Source organism: Streptosporangium sp. NPDC087985 (assembly GCF_044741965.1).
Taxonomy (GTDB): Bacteria; Actinomycetota; Actinomycetes; order Streptosporangiales; family Streptosporangiaceae; genus Streptosporangium.
In genome coordinates, this window is record NZ_JBIUTQ010000002.1 from 410,110 (window position 1) to 425,917 (window position 15,808).

10 protein-coding genes are annotated in these 15,808 nt (G+C 69.7%); 3 read left to right on the plus strand and 7 right to left on the minus strand.

The window, feature by feature from the left end; genetic code table 11:
- Positions 1 to 45: 45 nt before the first annotated feature.
- From ACIN94_RS07080 to ACIN94_RS07095, 4 genes are read right to left on the minus strand one after another with little or no spacing between them, the layout of a single operon-like run.
- Positions 46 to 357, minus strand: coding sequence for an AzlD domain-containing protein (locus ACIN94_RS07080; protein WP_400700682.1), 312 nt, complete (start codon positions 355 to 357; stop codon positions 46 to 48).
- Positions 354 to 1,034, minus strand: coding sequence for an AzlC family ABC transporter permease (locus ACIN94_RS07085; RefSeq protein WP_400700684.1), 681 nt, complete (start codon positions 1,032 to 1,034; stop codon positions 354 to 356). Before ACIN94_RS07085 ends, ACIN94_RS07080 begins: the two co-directional genes overlap by 4 nt.
- Before the next feature lie 53 nt (positions 1,035 to 1,087).
- A complete protein-coding gene (locus tag ACIN94_RS07090) occupies positions 1,088 to 2,713 on the minus strand; it encodes a protein kinase (RefSeq protein WP_400700686.1) in 1,626 nt (541 codons plus the stop codon).
- A gap of 48 nt (positions 2,714 to 2,761) precedes the next feature.
- Positions 2,762 to 4,735: a protein kinase gene (locus tag ACIN94_RS07095; protein WP_400700688.1), complete on the minus strand. Its 1,974-nt coding sequence runs from the start codon at positions 4,733 to 4,735 to the stop codon at positions 2,762 to 2,764.
- 317 nt (positions 4,736 to 5,052) lie between these two features.
- Between ACIN94_RS07095 and ACIN94_RS07100 the strand changes: the two genes are divergently transcribed.
- The gene (locus tag ACIN94_RS07100; RefSeq protein WP_400700690.1) at positions 5,053 to 5,985 is read left to right on the plus strand and encodes a chorismate mutase; all 933 of its coding nucleotides are present in this window, start codon (positions 5,053 to 5,055) and stop codon (positions 5,983 to 5,985) included.
- A gap of 63 nt (positions 5,986 to 6,048) precedes the next feature.
- Here the strand turns inward: ACIN94_RS07100 and ACIN94_RS07105 are convergent, their stop codons facing one another.
- The gene (locus ACIN94_RS07105) at positions 6,049 to 7,425 is read right to left on the minus strand and encodes an amino acid permease (protein WP_400700692.1); all 1,377 of its coding nucleotides are present in this window, start codon (positions 7,423 to 7,425) and stop codon (positions 6,049 to 6,051) included.
- A 149-nt stretch (positions 7,426 to 7,574) separates the two neighbouring features.
- Between ACIN94_RS07105 and dnaE the strand changes: the two genes are divergently transcribed.
- The gene (gene dnaE, locus ACIN94_RS07110) at positions 7,575 to 11,096 is read left to right on the plus strand and encodes a DNA polymerase III subunit alpha (protein ID WP_400700694.1); all 3,522 of its coding nucleotides are present in this window, start codon (positions 7,575 to 7,577) and stop codon (positions 11,094 to 11,096) included.
- Between the two features lie 439 nt (positions 11,097 to 11,535).
- On the plus strand, positions 11,536 to 12,105 hold the full coding sequence (locus tag ACIN94_RS07115; protein ID WP_400700696.1) for a helix-turn-helix domain-containing protein: 570 nt from the start codon (positions 11,536 to 11,538) through the stop codon (positions 12,103 to 12,105).
- Between the two features lie 24 nt (positions 12,106 to 12,129).
- Here the strand turns inward: ACIN94_RS07115 and ACIN94_RS07120 are convergent, their stop codons facing one another.
- A complete protein-coding gene (locus tag ACIN94_RS07120) occupies positions 12,130 to 14,358 on the minus strand; it encodes a transglycosylase domain-containing protein (protein WP_400700698.1) in 2,229 nt (742 codons plus the stop codon).
- Between the two features lie 91 nt (positions 14,359 to 14,449).
- Positions 14,450 to 15,766 carry a UDP-N-acetylglucosamine 1-carboxyvinyltransferase gene (gene murA, locus ACIN94_RS07125; protein ID WP_400700700.1) on the minus strand — a complete coding sequence of 439 codons (1,317 nt, stop codon included), beginning with the start codon at positions 15,764 to 15,766 and terminating at the stop codon, positions 14,450 to 14,452.
- Between the last annotated feature and the right edge of the window lie 42 nt (positions 15,767 to 15,808).

A 15,808-nucleotide genomic window follows, 5' to 3' on the forward strand; every position in this document is an offset into this window, starting at 1 on the left:
GGGCCTGCTCAGGCCCGTTCTCGGGCGGGCCGTGCCTCTGCTGGATCATGGGATGCACCAGCGCAGCAGGGCCGTGACGACGGCCGCCGTCGCCAGTACCACCAGGAAGGGTGCGCGGAGCAGCAGGGCGACGACGGCGGCCCCGAGCCCGGCGGTGCGCGGCAGGTCGAAGTGGAGCGTCTGGCCGTGGGCGAAGGTCTGCACCGCGATCAGCGCGGCCAGCAGCGCCACCGGGACCAGCGCGGCGAAGCGCTGCACCGTCGGATGATCGAGCACCCGGCGCGGAGCCGACAGCCCGGCGAGCTTCAGCGCGTAACAGCCCGCGCAGGTGATCACGATGGCCCACCAGACAGTCACTTCGGCCTCCTCAGGACGACGGCGAGCACGGCCACCGCAGCGATCAGCACGGGCACACCCGGCGGGGTGAACGGGGTCGTGGCCAGCGCGATCGCCGCGCCGCCGCCGGCGATCAGCCTCAGCGCGCGCGTCTCGGGGCCGTCTCCGGCGAGCCGGGGCCACAGGATGGCCAGGAACGTCGCCGGGCCCACCGCGTCCAGGCCGAACACGGCCGGGTCGCTCACCCAGGAGGTGCCCACCGCGCCGAGCAGGGTGGTGGCGTTCCAGGTCAGGTAGAGGCTGACGAACGTGACGAGGAAGCCGGTCCTGGCCGACTCCTCGTCGGGCTGGGCCAGGGCCACCGCGGCCGTCTCGTCGATCACGCCGTGGGCCGCGGGGAGCCTGCGCCAGCCCCGCATCCCCAGCAGGTCGGCCATGCGCAGGCCGTACAGACCGTTGCGGACCCCGAGTAGCAGCGCGCCCGCCGTGCCCGCGACCAGGCTGCCGCCGCCCGCGACGACCCCCACCATGGCGAACTGTGAGGCTCCGGTGAAGGCGAACAGGCTCAGCGCGCATGCCTGCGCGACGCTCAGCCCCGCGGTGACCGCGGCGGCGCCGAACGCCAGCCCGGCCAGCCCCACGGCGATCCCCACGCCCAGTCCGTCCCTGATCGCTGAGGAACGGGTGGGTATATCCATGGTCATGAGGTTATATCCGGTTCTCTGGTCACGTTACGTATGTTCCTGCATGGTCACGGTTGGAAGGTATCGGTGAACTTGTCGAAGAACGACTGGTTCGACCTGATGTCGTCTGGACCTTCCCAGTAGATCGCGTACGGGCGGCCCGTGAGCGTGCGGAAACCCCGGTCCAGGACGCGGGTCTTGACCTTGTCCTTCATGTAGGTGAACTCCCAGTCGGCCGCCGGGAGGCCGCGGTATCTCAGCGGGGTGATGCCGATCCGCTCGTAACCCGGCCAGATGTTCTTGGCCAGGCCGCCCCGCTCCACCTTCTCCCAGTGCCTGACCGGGTCCGTCTCGGGGTCCTCGGTCGACTCGATCCACAGGAAGCCGTTCCTCCCCGGAGGCCGGAACTCGACCCGGTCGCGGCCGGAGAACCGCTTGACGGCCCAGCCCCGGGGCACCGCGACGGTGAAGCCCATCGGGTCCCGGTGGAGCCGCCAGCCCGCGGGGATCGCCGGGGACGGACGCCCGGACGGGGCGGAGGCCGTATCAGGGGTCCGGGAGGGACGGACGGGGGCGGTCGTCTGGCCGGGGACCGCCGACGAGGCGGCCCCGGTGTCACCCTGAACACCCTGATCACGGAGCATCAGCCATCCGCCGACCCCGACCGCGACCGCGAGCAGGGGCACCCCGGCCACGAGCGCCACCCGCCCCGCTCCTGGCCGCCGCGCCGGAGCAACGGGCCGGCCGGTGCCGGTGGGCTGTCCGCCGTGCGGCCACTGCCCCGGATGCGCGGGTCCGTCCGGGAAGGGCTGCCCGGTGTGGGGGGGACCGTTCCGATAGGACGGCCGCACCGGGTCGCCGATGAGGTCCGGGTGCACGGAGGGCCGGTCGGAGGCGGCGCGGCTGAGCAGAGCCGTGGCCTGCTCGGCGGTCATCCGGCCGGCGGGGTCCCTGGCCATCAGGCCGAGGACCGCGGTGCTCAGGGGACCGGTGTGCCTCAGGGGGGCGGGTTCGCCGTTGAGGACGGCCATCATGGTCGCCGCGGCCGTGGCCCGCTCGAACGGAGGGCGGCCCTCCAGCGCCGCGTACAGCGTCGCCCCGAGGGACCACAGGTCGGACTCGGGGGTGGCGGCCAGCCCGTGGAGCCGTTCCGGGGGGAGGAAGGCCGGGGTGCCGATCACCCCGCCCGTCCGGGTGATCCCCGTCTCCTGCGCCATCGAGGCGATCCCGAAGTCGGTCAGCACGACCCGGCCGTCATCGGCCAGCAGCACGTTCTCCGGTTTGACGTCCCGGTGCGTCACCCCGGCGGCGTGCGCGGCCAGCAGGGCGTCCAGCACCTGCAGCCCGACCGAGGCCACCCGCTCGGGCGCCAGTGGCCCGTCCTCGCGGACGATCTGGCCCAGCGAGCGCGACCGGACCAGCTGCATGACGATCCAGGGCCGCCCCTCCTCCTCGACCACGTCGTGCACGATGATCACGGATGGATGGTCGAGCCGCCCGGCGGTCCTGGCCTCCCGGATCGTTCGCCGGTTCAGCTCGGCACGCGCGGCCTCGTCGACCCCGCGATAGCGGACCTCCTTGACCGCCACGATCCGGTCGAGAAGCTCGTCGTGGGCCCGCCAGACGACCCCCATCCCGCCCTCGCCGATGGGTTCGAGCAGGCGGTAACGGCCCGCCACCTTCCGTTCGGTCATTCTTCCGCCCCTCTCGAACGTACTAATCAGAGCCGGTCGGAGCGGACCTCACTTTTTCGACGAGAAGGTCTGGGTGAACCCCTCGAAGAGGGGGAGGTTCTTCTTCCAGTTCTTGTCCAGGGTGTGCCAGTAGATCGCGTATCCCCGGCCACCCTTGGTGACGAACCCCCGGTTGATCACCCGGGCCTTGCCCGCACGCACGTTCCAGGTGAACACCCAGTCGGCGGCCTTCTCCATGTAGTCGACCTTCTCGATCCGGACCCGCTTGTAGCCGGGGAAGTTGCCCCGGCTGTAGGGCTCCTGCTTCTCCCAGTCCTTCTTCGGGTCGGGGCCGGCCTTGTCGACGTATTCGACCATCATGTAGCTCACCGGGTCGTTCGGCCCGCGGAACCGAACCTGCGTCCCCTGCCGCCTCTCCACGTACCACCCCTTGGGGAGGCCGATCGAGAAGTCGTTGCTGTCCTTGTGCATGTGCCAGCCCTCAGGGAGCTTCGACTTCTCCTCCGTCTTGGCGGGACTGGGACTGGGACTGGAGCTGGAGGTCGGAGGGGCGGACGTGGACGGTGCGGAGCTCGGACCCGTCTGAGCCGGCTCGGCCGACCTGGCCGGTCCGCCTGAGGGGGGCGCCGACTGGGTGTCCGGCTCGCCACTGTGCATCCCGAGCCATCCCGCGATCACCCCGACGACCAGAATCGCGGGCACGGCCACCAGCAGGCCGCGTTTCATGGGTGACTGAGGCCCCCGGGAGGTCACCGTCGGCGACGTGAAGAGGTGTCCCTCCACCGGTGCGGCCTCCAGGCCGACGACCTCGGCGTCCCGTCCCGCCGGTGGGACGGAGGCAGGCGCGACCGGCTCCGGCTCCGGCCGGGGCCGGGGGACGGGCTCTCGCCGGACAGGCGGGAAGGGGGCGCGTCCGGCCTTGGGAGCCTCTTCGGGGGCGGGCTCCTGCCGTACGGGGGCGGGCTCCTGCCGTACGGCGGCGGCCTGCTGCGGCTCCGGCCGCCGTGCCGGCGCTGCGGGAGGCGGGCTCTCGGCGGATGCCGACGCGGCCGGCTCCAGCTTCGCCCCGGTCGCGGGGAAGTCCCCCGGTGCGTACTGGATGCCGGGGTCGGTCTCGGCCGTCGGCGAGGTGCCCACGGCCGGCATGACGGCCGTCCTGGTGGGCTTGGCCGGCCGGGCGGGCCGCTGCCTGCCGCCCTCGGCCACCTCGCGCAGCAGCCGCGCGGCCTCGTCGTAGGACATGCGCTGGGCCGGGTCCTTGCGCAGCAGGCCGTCGAGCACCGTGCTCAGCAGCCGGCCCGCACGGACCGGGGGCTCGGGCTCGTCGTTCAGCACGGCGTGCATGGTCGGCAGCGCCCCGCCCCGGTCGTGGGGCGGCCTGCCCTCCACGGCCGCGTACAGCGTCGCCCCGAGGGACCACAGGTCCGACTCGCGCTGCGCGCTGCCGCCCTTGATCCGCTCCGGGGGGATGAACGCGGGCGTGCCCGCGATGCCGGTCATGGTCAGCGCGGTCTCGGTCTCGAGCGTCGCGATCCCGAAGTCGGTCAGCACGACCCGGCCGTCGTCGGCCATCAGCACGTTCTCCGGCTTGACGTCCCGGTGCAGCACTCCCTGCGTGTGCGCGGCACGCAGCGCGTCCAGCATCTGGAGTCCGATCTCCGCGACCCGCTCCGGCGGTAGCGGGCCGTCCTGCCGCAGGACCTTGCCGAGCGACCGGGACTCCACCAGCTGCATGACGATCCAGGGACGCCCGTCCTCCTCGACCACGTCGTGGACGACCACCACGTTCGGGTGCGTCAGCCGCCCGGCGGCCCGCGCCTCGCGCTTGGTGCGCCGGTTGAAGTCTTCCTGGTTGTGCTCGCCGAGCATGTCGGCGTAGCGGACCTCCTTGACCGCGACCTCACGGTCGAGAAGCTCATCGTGGGCCCGCCACACGATGCCCATGCCACCCCGGCCGATGGGCTCGCGGAGGTGGTAGCGGGCGGCAACGCGACGTCCCTCAGAAGACTGTGCTTCGGCCATCAACCGCACCTACCCCTTTCTAAACCCCCGAATACTCTCATAGGCCGAGAAGGGCGATCGACTCCCGCGAGACCCGGGCGTCCATAATCCGAGACGGATTGTCCAGTAGGTGGCATCCGGCGAGGAGATGGCCTATCGTCGATCCCATGACTTGCTATTTCGCGTTTATCGAGCCGGTTCCGGGAGGGCCGGTCGTGACAGTGTGATCTAGCGACCATCCGGAGCCGGCACAGGGCAGAGACCACGTCTCTGCCTTTTTCGTTTTCTACGACCTGCCGGCTCGCGGGATGCACGCCGGCTGAGCATGAGGAGCCGAGATGTCGTTGTCGACCGCACACCTGGAGCGCGGAGCCGTGAATCTGGGGACGCTGGAGGTGGGAGCCGGGCCGGCCGTGGTGATCGGCGGGCCGGGCGCGGACGCCCGCTGGGTCAACCTGCGCGGCCACCATGGGCGGGTGACCGCGGCCGGGGCCGTGGCGGAGGTCCGCGCCGAGTGGGCGGGGCCGATCCTGGTGGAGCCGTTCTCCACGGGCGATCTGCCGGAGATCGCGGAGAACGCCGACGGCGTGGTGGTCGGCGCGGCCTGGATGCAGGACTTCCAGCTGGTCCGCGCGGTCGCCCGCCTGGGTCTGCCCGTGGTCGTCCAGCGCGGCCCGGCGGCGACCTTGGAGGAGTGGCTGGCCATCGCCGACTACTGCGTGGCCGAGGGCAACGACCAGGTCCTGCTCTGCGAGAGCGGCAGCCGTACGCACCTGGCCGGGGTGACCCTCGACCTGGGCCTGATGCGTGCCGCCAGGGAGAGGTCCGGCCGCCCCGTCCTGGTCGACCTCGGCGAGGATCCCGCGCTGGCCGCCGCCGCGATCGCCGCCGGGGCCGACGGCCTGTTCCTGGCTCCCGGCGCCACCGAGCAGACCGCTCTCGCCGCGCTGGAGGCCGTGAAGGTCGTCGGAGCGGTCACCCGTCCCGAGGAGCCCGGCTCGGTCCTCGCCGCCCGCGGTGCCATCGACCGCGTCGACGCGGCCCTCGCCGTCCTCCTGGAGCGCCGCGCCGGACTCGCCGGCACCATCCAGCGCCTCAAACCCGTCGGCGGCTTCGCCGGCCGCGACATGGACCGCGAGCGCCGCCTGGTCGCCGAGATGGCGCGCCGCGCCCCCACCCTCGGTGAGGCGCGGCTCGCCCCCATCATGAACGCCGTCATCGAGGCGGGGCTCCAGCTGGCCGAGGAGCGGCGGACGAGCGATCAGGCCTGACCTCCCGACCGCCGCGGTCCGGGGACCGTCCCGGCGGCCAGGAGCTCCCCGCAGCCGCCACGTTCAGTCAACGGGCGCCTCGACGCGGTGCCGGGAGCCGACGATCCGCCAGCCGACGGCGATGGCGGCGACCAGGAAGGGGGCGCAGAAGAAGGCGATGCGCTGGTCGGCGTCGGCGAACGGCATGAGCAGCACCACCAGGGCGAGGAAGCCCAGGGTCAGCCAGTTGGTGTACGGCGAGCCCGGCATCCGGAAGGGAGGGCGTTCGAGCAGGCCCTGTTCGGCGGCGCGGCGCAGCCTGATCTGGCAGAAGACCAGGGTGCCCCAGGTGGTGACCACGCCGAGGGAGGCGACCGCGGTGGCGATGTTGAAGGCACGCTCCGGGACGAAGTAGTAGAGGACGACCCCGGCGACGAACACGGTCGCGGTGATGAGGATGCCGCCGTAGGGGACGTGGCGGGAGCTGAGCAGCCCGGCGAAGGCGGGGGCCTCGCCCTTGCGGGCCATGGAACGCAGGATCCGGCCGGTGGAGTAGAGGCCGGAGTTGCACGACGACAGGGCCGCGGTGATGACGACCAGATTCATGGCGTCGGCGGCCCAGGGGGCGCCGAGCGCGGCGAAGACCGTCACGAACGGGGACTGGTCGGGGCCGTAGGCGGTCCACGGCAGGACCATGCCCAGCAGCAGGACCGAGCCGATGTAGAAGATCGCGATCCGCCAGATCACGCTGTTGATCGCCTTGGGCATGACCTGCTGGGGGTTCTTCGTCTCGCCCGCCGTGATGCCGACCACCTCGATCGAGGAGTAGGCGAAGATCACTGACTGGAGGCTCATCAGCACGATGGGGAAACCATGCGGGAAGAAGCCGCCGTGGGCGGTGAGGTTCGCGATCCCCGCGCTGCTCCCGCCCAGGCCCAGCCCGAAGATCACCAGCACCAGCCCGATCACCAGGAACGCGCAGATGGCCAGCACTTTGAGCAGGGCGAACCAGAACTCCAGCTCGCCGAAGAGCCGCACCGACAGCAGGTTGACGGTCAGCAGGAACGCCAGCGAGATGAGCGCGGTGAGCCACCGGGGGAACTGCGGCGCCCACATGCTCACGTAGATGGAGATCGCGGTCAGCTCGGCGATGCCGGTAAAAGCCCAGTTGATCCAGTACATCCAGCCGCTGGCGAAGGCCGCCCACGGCCCGACGAAGTCGGCGGCGTAGTCGACGAACGAGCCCGAGGTCGGCTTGTAGAGCACCAGTTCGCCGAGGGCCCGCATCACGAAGAACGCCGCGAGCCCGGCGGCCGCGTACGACAGCACGAGGGCCGGACCTGTCGCCTGGAGCCGCCCACCGGCACCGAGGAACAGACCGACGCCGATCGCGCCCCCGATCGCGATCATCTGCACCTGGCGGTTGCCGAGCGCGTGGCTGTAGCCCTCGTCGGTCTTCACGGCTTCCCCCTGTATGCCCAGCTCAGCAAGAGCATTACTCAAAGTAGCCGATCATTGCGCAGAGTGTGCGGCGGCGGGTGCCCCGAGGGGTGGCAAACGCGCGTAGGCTTCCCACGCCGACACGCGACTAGGGGGAGGAACGAGGCCGCATGTCCGACTCGTTTGTGCATCTTCACGTTCACACCGAGTACTCCATGCTCGACGGAGCCGCCCGGCTGAAGCAGATGTTCAAACAGGTCGGTGACCTGGGCATGCCCGCCATCGCGATCACCGACCACGGCAACATGCACGGGGCCTACGACTTCTACAAGCAGGCCACCGGGGCCGGAATCAAGCCGGTCATCGGCATCGAGGCCTACGTCGCCCCGGCCTCCCGGTACCAGAAGAAGCCGGTGCTGTGGGGAGAGCCGCACCAGAAGCGCGACGACGTGTCCGCCGGCGGCTACTACACCCACATGACCATCTGGGCGAGAAACGCCACAGGTCTGACCAACCTGATGAAGCTCTCCTCGCGCGCCTACACCGAGGGCTTCGTACGCAAGTGGGCCCGGATGGACGCCGAGATCCTCGCCGAGCACGCCGAGGGGCTGATGGCCACGACCGGCTGCCCGTCGGGCGAGGTCCAGACCCGGCTGCGCCTGGGGCAGTACGACGAGGCGCTGGCAGCGGCGGCGAGGTTCCAGGAGATCTTCGGCAGGGACAACTACTACCTGGAGATCATGGACCATGGGCTCGACATCGAGCGCCGGGTCCGTGAAGGACTCACCCGCATCTCACGTGAGCTGAACATCCCGCCGCTGGTCACCAACGACTCCCACTACACCTACGAGCCGGACGCGGCCTCCCACGACGCGCTCCTGTGCATCCAGACCGGAAAGCAGCTGTCCGACCCCGACCGGTTCCGCTTCGACGGCAGCGGCTACTACATCAAGACCGCCGAGGAGATGCGCGCCGTCGATTCCTCCGACCTGTGGGCCGAGGGTTGCCGCAACACGCTGCTGGTCGCCGAGAAAGTCGACCCGACCGGCATGTTCGGGTTCAAGAACCTGATGCCGACCTTCCCGATCCCCGACGGGGAGACCGAGGAGAGCTGGTTCCGCAAGGAGATCTGGCTGGGCATGGAGCGCCGCTTCCCCCGGGGCGTCGACGACGAGCACCGGGCCCAGATCGAGTTCGAGATGGACGTCATCCTGCAGATGGGGTTCCCGTCCTACTTCCTCGTGGTCGCCGACTTCATCATGTGGGCGAAGAACAACGGCATCCGGGTCGGCCCCGGCCGTGGCTCGGCGGCCGGCTCGCTGGCGGCGTACGCGCTGGGCATCACCGACCTCGACCCGCTGCCGCACGGCCTGATCTTCGAGCGGTTCCTCAACCCCGACCGCGTCTCTATGCCTGACGTCGACATCGACTTCGACGAACGTCGGCGCGGTGACGTGATCCGTTACGTGACCGAGAAGTACGGTGCCGACAAGGTCGCCATGATCGCCACCTTCGGCACCATCAAGGCGAAGGCGGCCATCAAGGACGCGGCCCGCGTCCTCGGTCATCCCTACGCGCTGGGCGACAAGGTCTCCAAGGCGTTCCCCCCCGCGGTGATGGGCAAGGACATCCCGCTGTCGGGCATCTTCGACAAGGACCACCCGCGCTACAACGAGGCCGGTGAGCTGCGCAAGCTGTACGACGAGGACGTCGACGTCAAGTCGGCGATCGACCTGGGCAAGGGCCTGGAGGGCCTGATCCGGCAGACCGGCGTGCACGCCGCCGGCGTGATCATGTCCTCGGAGGTGCTGACCGACTACATCCCGATCATGCGCCGCGACTCCGACGGTGTGATCATCACGCAGTTCGACTACCCGACCTGCGAGACGCTCGGCCTGCTCAAGATGGACTTCCTGGGCCTGCGCAACCTCACGATCATCGACGACTGCCTGAAGATGATCGAGGCCAACACCGGCATCGCGATCGATCTGCTCAAGCTGCCGCTGGACGACCGCAAGACCTACGAGCTGCTCGGCCGAGGCGACACTCTGGGCGTGTTCCAGCTGGACGGCGGCGGCATGCGGTCGCTGCTGCGGCTGATGAAGCCCGACAACTTCGAAGACATCTCCGCCGTCGGCGCGCTGTACCGTCCTGGGCCGATGGGCGCCGACTCCCACACCAACTACGCGCTGCGCAAGAACGGCCTGCAGGAGATCACCCCGATCCACCCCGAGTTCCTGGAGTCGCTCTCGGAGATCCTCGGCACGACCTACGGCCTGATCGTCTACCAGGAGCAGGTCATGGCCATCGCGCAGAAGGTCGCCGGGTTCTCGCTCGGCAAGGCCGACTTGCTGCGCCGGGCGATGGGCAAGAAGAAGAAGTCGGAGCTGGACAAGCAGTTCGAGTCCTTCGAGCAGGGCATGAAGGACAACGGCTACTCGGCCGCCGCGATCAAGACCCTCTGGGACATCCTGCTCCCCTTCTCCGACTACGCCTTCAACAAGGCGCACAGCGCCGCCTACGGCCTGGTCTCCTACTGGACCGCCTACCTCAAGGCCAACTATCCCTCCGAGTACATGGCCGCCCTGCTGACCTCCGTCAAGGACGACAAGGACAAGTCGGCCCTCTACCTGAACGAGTGCCGGCGGATGGGCATCAAGGTGCTCCCGCCGGACGTCAACGACTCCGACTTCGACTTCACCCCGCGCGGCACCGACGTCCGGTTCGGCCTGTCGGCCATCCGCAATGTCGGCGGCAACGTGGTCGACGGGATCATCGCCGCGCGCCGGGAGAAGACCCGCTTCGCCGACTTCAAGGACTTCCTGCGCAAGGTCCCCATGGTCGTCTGCAACAAGCGGGTCATCGAGTCGCTGATCAAGGCGGGTGCCTTCGACTCGTTCGGGCACGTGCGCAAGGGCCTGGTGATGGTCCACGAGCAGGCTGTCGACAGCATCATCGGCATCAAGAAGAACGAGGCCCAGGGACAGGACTCCCTGTTCGGCGCCATCGAGGGCGCCGAGGACCAGACCTTCGACGTGCAGATCCCGCCGGGGGAGTGGGACAAGACCACCCTGCTGGCGTTCGAGCGGGAGATGCTCGGCCTCTACGTCTCCGACCACCCGCTCTTCGGTGTGGAGCACATCCTCTCCTCCGGCGCCGACTGCTCGATCGCCGCACTCCAGGATGAGCACCGTCCCGACGGCCAGATCGTCACGGTCGGCGGCATCCTGAGCGGCGTCCAGCGCAAGGTCACCAAGAAGGGCGACACCTGGGTCCTCACCATGCTGGAGGACCTGGAGGGCGCCATCGAGGTGATGATCTTCCCTTCGGCCTACCAGCTCTGCGCGACGATCCTCGCCGAGGACGCCATCGTGTTCGTCAAGGGCCGTCTGGACAAACGCGAGGACGTCGGAAAGATCATCGCGATGGAGGTGACCGCCCCCGACCTGACCCGCGAGAACGGCGGCCCCCTGGCGGTCAGCCTCCCCCTCACCCGCTGCACGCCCCCGGTGGTCGGCCGCCTCAAGGAGGTCCTGACCGCCCACCCCGGTACCACCGAGGTCCACCTGCAGGTCCACAACGGCCCGAAGACCACTGTCGTCCGCCTCGACGACCGCCTGCGCGTGGCGCCCTCCCCGGCCCTGATGGGCGACCTGAAACAGCTCCTGGGCCCCGCCTGCCTCGGGGCGTGAGCGGTTACGGGGTGCCCAGATCGGTCAGGAGGGCGTCCCACCGGGCGCTGATGACGCCGGGCTTGTGGCGCGAGACGGTGAGCAGCGCGTTGCCGCCGAGCGTGCGGCGCAGTTCCTCTGAGGACGCCCCGGTGCCGGGAGCGGATGTAGCGGACGAGTTTGAGGTCGGTCCGGAGGGTGAACCGGTGATAGGCGGTCTCGTCCCGGGGTTGTGAACTGCTGATTGTTTCGTCAGTGTTTATCGGTTCTTCTCTGGATTCTTCCGTCCGGTGGGGCGGGTGGCCGGCCCTTGGATCAGTGGGGTGCCGAAGAGGCCCGCGGGCGGTGCGAGGGCGTGGTGCGGGTTTTTCCGCCGGTCCGGTGGCTGTCGATCATCTCCCGAAGGTAAGCTCACGGTCATCGTTTGACAGCGGTGAGTAAAGAGCGAGGTGGGGGTGGGGTGGTGCGGGTCCATCAGGCCTACCGCTACGCCCTGGACCCCACCCCCGAGCAGGCTGTGGCGCTGGCCTCGCACTGCGGGGCGGCCCGGTATGCGTTCAACTGGGCTCTGGGCCGGGTCAAGGCGGCCTTGGAGCAGCGGGAGGCCGAGAAGACCTACGGCGTCGCCGCCGAGCTGCTGACCGAGGTGCCGTGGTCGCTGTACGGCTTGCGTAAGGTGTGGAACGCGGTCAAGGGGGTGGTGGCGCCGTGGTGGGCGGAGCACTCCAAGGAGGCCTACAACACCGGCCTGGACGGTCTGGCGCGGGCGTTGAAGAACTGGTCGGCCTCCCGTCAGGGCACCCGCAAAGGACCGAAGATCGGGTTTCCCCGGTTCAAGTCCAAGCACCGCACCACGCCGTCGTGCCGGTTCACCACCGGCACCCTCCGTGTCGAGGCCGACCGCCGCCACGTCACCCTGCCCCGGCTGGGCACCCTCCGCACCTGCGAGTCGACCCGGAAGCTGGCCCGGCAACGGGGAACGCTGCCCCGGCGACGCGGCGGCTCGCTGGCTCTCACCGAGAAACACTGAGAATCAGCGAACGGTGGAGCCGGTTCACCAATGATCGCGCGTCCACCGCCGCCATTCGCGGTATCCGCGGTTCTCCCCGCCCCTGAGGTGCGGGCGGTACAGCCCGGGCTCGACGGTGCGGCGCTCCGCGGCGGAGCGCCTACCGGCACGGCGCCCCGCCTCCTCGGCCTTCTTGTCCTTCTCGTCCTTCTCCAGGCCAGGGGTGTGGCCGCCGCCGAAACGCCACATGTCGGGACGGTGGAAGGAGGACGGGGGGACGTCCCGCAGGGCGCCGGACATGGACGACACCCAGATCGGGCCGGGCAGGGAGGCTCCCTGGACCGCACCGTAGTATTCGCCGCCGATCTCCACGTCCCGCAGTGGGTAACGGTAGGAGCCCCGGATGTCGCCCAGGCTGACCGCGGCGGCCAGGTCGGGGGTGTAGCCGGCGAACCAGGCCGAGGTGTAGCCGTTGTTGGTGCCGGTCTTGCCCGCCGCGTCGCGGCCGATGCTCTGGCCCGTCATGGTGCCCTTGGTGAACACCCCGGACAGGATGTGGCTGACCGCGTCGGCCACCCCGCGGTCGATCGTCTGCTCGCAGTCCGGCGGCACCTGGACACGCCTGCCGTTCCGCTCGACGATGTCGGTGATGGCCATCGGACGGCAGTAACGGCCCCGCGCGCCGAACGCGGCGAACGCCGCCGCCACCGTCACCGGGTCCATCTCGTTGACCCCGAGGGTGAAGGTCGGGACCTCGCGCAGCGGCGCGCCGTCCGCGCGGGCGATGCCGAGCGCCCTGGCGGTCCTGACCACCCGGCAGAGGCCCACCCGCCGCTCCAGCATCATGTAGAAGATGTTCACCGACTTCCAGGTGCCGGTGGAGAGGCTGTACGGGCCGCCCGTGCCCTCGCCGCTGGCGTTGAAGATCTCGGCGTTGGGGTCGTTGACCTTGCGGTGCCGGCAGTCGACGTAGCCCCAGTCGGGCACGAACCGGCCCGGCGTCATGTAGCCCTGATCGAACCGCCAGCCCCGGCTCAGCGCGGTGGCCAGCGTGAACACCTTGAACGTGGAGCCGGCCTGGAAGCCCTGGCCGCCGCCGTGCGCCACGTCGGCGGCCAGGTTGTAGGTGGTTCTGGGGCCGTTGTTGGTGTTGCCGGAGTTGCGGCCGTACTTCTTGCTGGCGGCCATCGCCCGGATCCGCCCGCTTCCGGGCTCGATCATGGCTTCGGCCGCGACCTCGGTGTCGGCTGCGCTGACCCGTGAGGAGATGGCCCGCTGTGCCGCCCGCTGGGCGGCCGGGTCCACGGTGGTGCGCAGGATGATGCCGCCCCTGGCCAGGCGGCGCTCCCGCTCGGCGACGGTGTTGCCGAAAACCGGGTTGCTCAGCAACTCCCTGTGGACGTAGATGCAGAAGTAGGGGTAGGTGCTCTCCTCGCAGCCACCGGGCTCCGGCTTCAGCCGGATGCGCAGGGGGTTCTTCTTGGTGGCGTCGGCCTGGGCCTGGGTGATGTTGCCCACCTGGGCCATCCGGTCCAGCACGAGGTCCCTGCGTTCGCGCAGGCGCTTGCGGCGCTGCTTGTCCAGCGACGGGTCCGTCGCGTACGGCGTGCGCACCGCGCCGGCCAGGGTCGCGGCCTGCTGCAGGGACAGCTTCGAGGCCGGGACCGAGAAGAACCGCTGGGCCGCGGCCTCGACGCCGAACGCCCCCGCGCCGAAGTAGGCGATGTTGAGATAACGCTCCAGTATCTCGGCCTTGCTGTACTTCTTCTCCATCGCCAGGGCGTACCGCAGCTCGATGATCTTACGTCTGAGGCTCGGCGCCCGGGCCTGGGCGCGTTCGGCGCTGGTCTGGGCGTTCTCGACCAGGATGTTCTTCACGAGCTGCTGGGTGAGGGAGGATCCCCCCTGCCGGACCCCACCGGCCTGGGCGTTGGTCACCAATGCCCGCAGCGTCCCCTTGATGTCCAGGCCGGCGTGCTCGTAGAACCGGGAGTCCTCGATCGCCACGATCGCCTGGCCCATGACCGGGGCGACCTTGTCGAGAGGGACGACCGTCCGGTTCTCCGTGTAGAACTGGGCGAACTGCCTGCCGTTCCTGTCCAGCAGCACCGTACGCTGCGGAAGCGGGTTCTCGCGCGGGCTGGGAGGCAGGTCGGTAAAGGTGCGCGCGACGCTCTTCGTGGTGATCCCGACGCCGCCGACCACCGGCAGGGCCGCGGCTGCCGCCAGCAGCCCGCCGAGCACGCCGCAGGCCAGCAGCCCCTGCAGGCACACGACGGGACTGTGCCTTACCTCGTGTCGTCGAGATATCACAGATAGTAAGGTGCAACCGGATGATCAGCCATAAACATCCGGGTGGAAGATTTTACTCCTGGAGAGCCTCAGCTCTGCTGATCTTCAGGCCCAGCGAGGCGAACTGCTCGAAGGGGCGGTGGTAGCCCCGCTCGATGTGGTGCACCCCGCGCAACGTGGAGGTGCCTTCGGCGGCCGCGGCCGCGAGCACGGCGGAGAACCCTGCCCGGATGTCGGGCAGCGTCACGTCGGCGCCGCGCAGTTTGGACACCCCACGCACGACCGCCGAGTGCTTGGCGTTGGTGTCGTGGTAACGGCACGCCGGGCCGCCGAGGCACACGTCGAAGACCTCTATCTCACATCCCATCTTCTGCAGGGCGGGCACGTAGACCAGACGGTTCTCGAACACCGTCTCGTGCAGCACCGACATGCCCTGGGCCTGGGTGAACAGCACCATCAGCGGTGTCTGCCAGTCGGTCATGAATCCCGGATGCGTGTCGGTCTGCACCGCCGCCGCCCGCAGCCCGTCCGGTGCCGACGCCGACACGTAGTCGTCGGTGATGTCCATCTCGGCGCCCATCCGGGCCAGCGTGGTGATCGCGGTGACCAGCCGGTCCTGGGGGCAGCCGTGCACCCGGACCTCGCCACCGGTGATCAGGCCTGCCGCCAGGTAGGAGAACGCCTCGATCCGGTCGCCGTTCAGCCACGTGGACGCGCCGCGCAGCCGCTCCACGCCCTCGATCACGATGCGCCGGTCCGGGCTGAGCTCTATACGCGCGCCCATGCGCTGCAGGAACAGGGCGAGCTCCACCACCTCGGGTTCCATGGCCGCGCCCTTGAGCACGGTCTTACCCTCGGCGAGCACCGCCGACATCAGGATCGTCTCGGTCGCGCCCACGCTCGGGTAGGGCAGTTCGATCCGGGTCCCGCGCAGGCGTTTGGCCTTGGCGTAGACACCGGTGTCGCTCACCTCGACCTCGGCCCCCATGGCGCGCAGGGCCTCGACGTGGAAGTCGACGGGCCGGCGCCCGATCGGGTCGCCACCCACCAGCGGCACGAACGCCTCACCCGCCAGGTGCAGCAGGGGGCCCAGCATCAGGATGGGGATCCGGTTGAGACCGGTGAACGCGGCGGGTACGTGGGGGTTGATCTGTGATCCCTGGGCGATTCTGATCTCCCGGGGTGTGATCTCCACGTCGATGCCGAGCGCCCGCAGCATCTGCGCGGTGATCCCGACCTCGCCCACGTCGGGAGCGTTGTGGATCGTGCTCTCACCGATGCCCAGCATCGCGGCGACCATGTGCTTGGAGACGCCGTTCTTGGACCCGCGGACCTCGACGTCGCCGCGTAGCGGCCCGGATGGTTCGATCAGCCATACCTCTTCGTTCACCCGGACAGACTAACGGGATCCGGGCGGAGTCTCGGGGAGCAC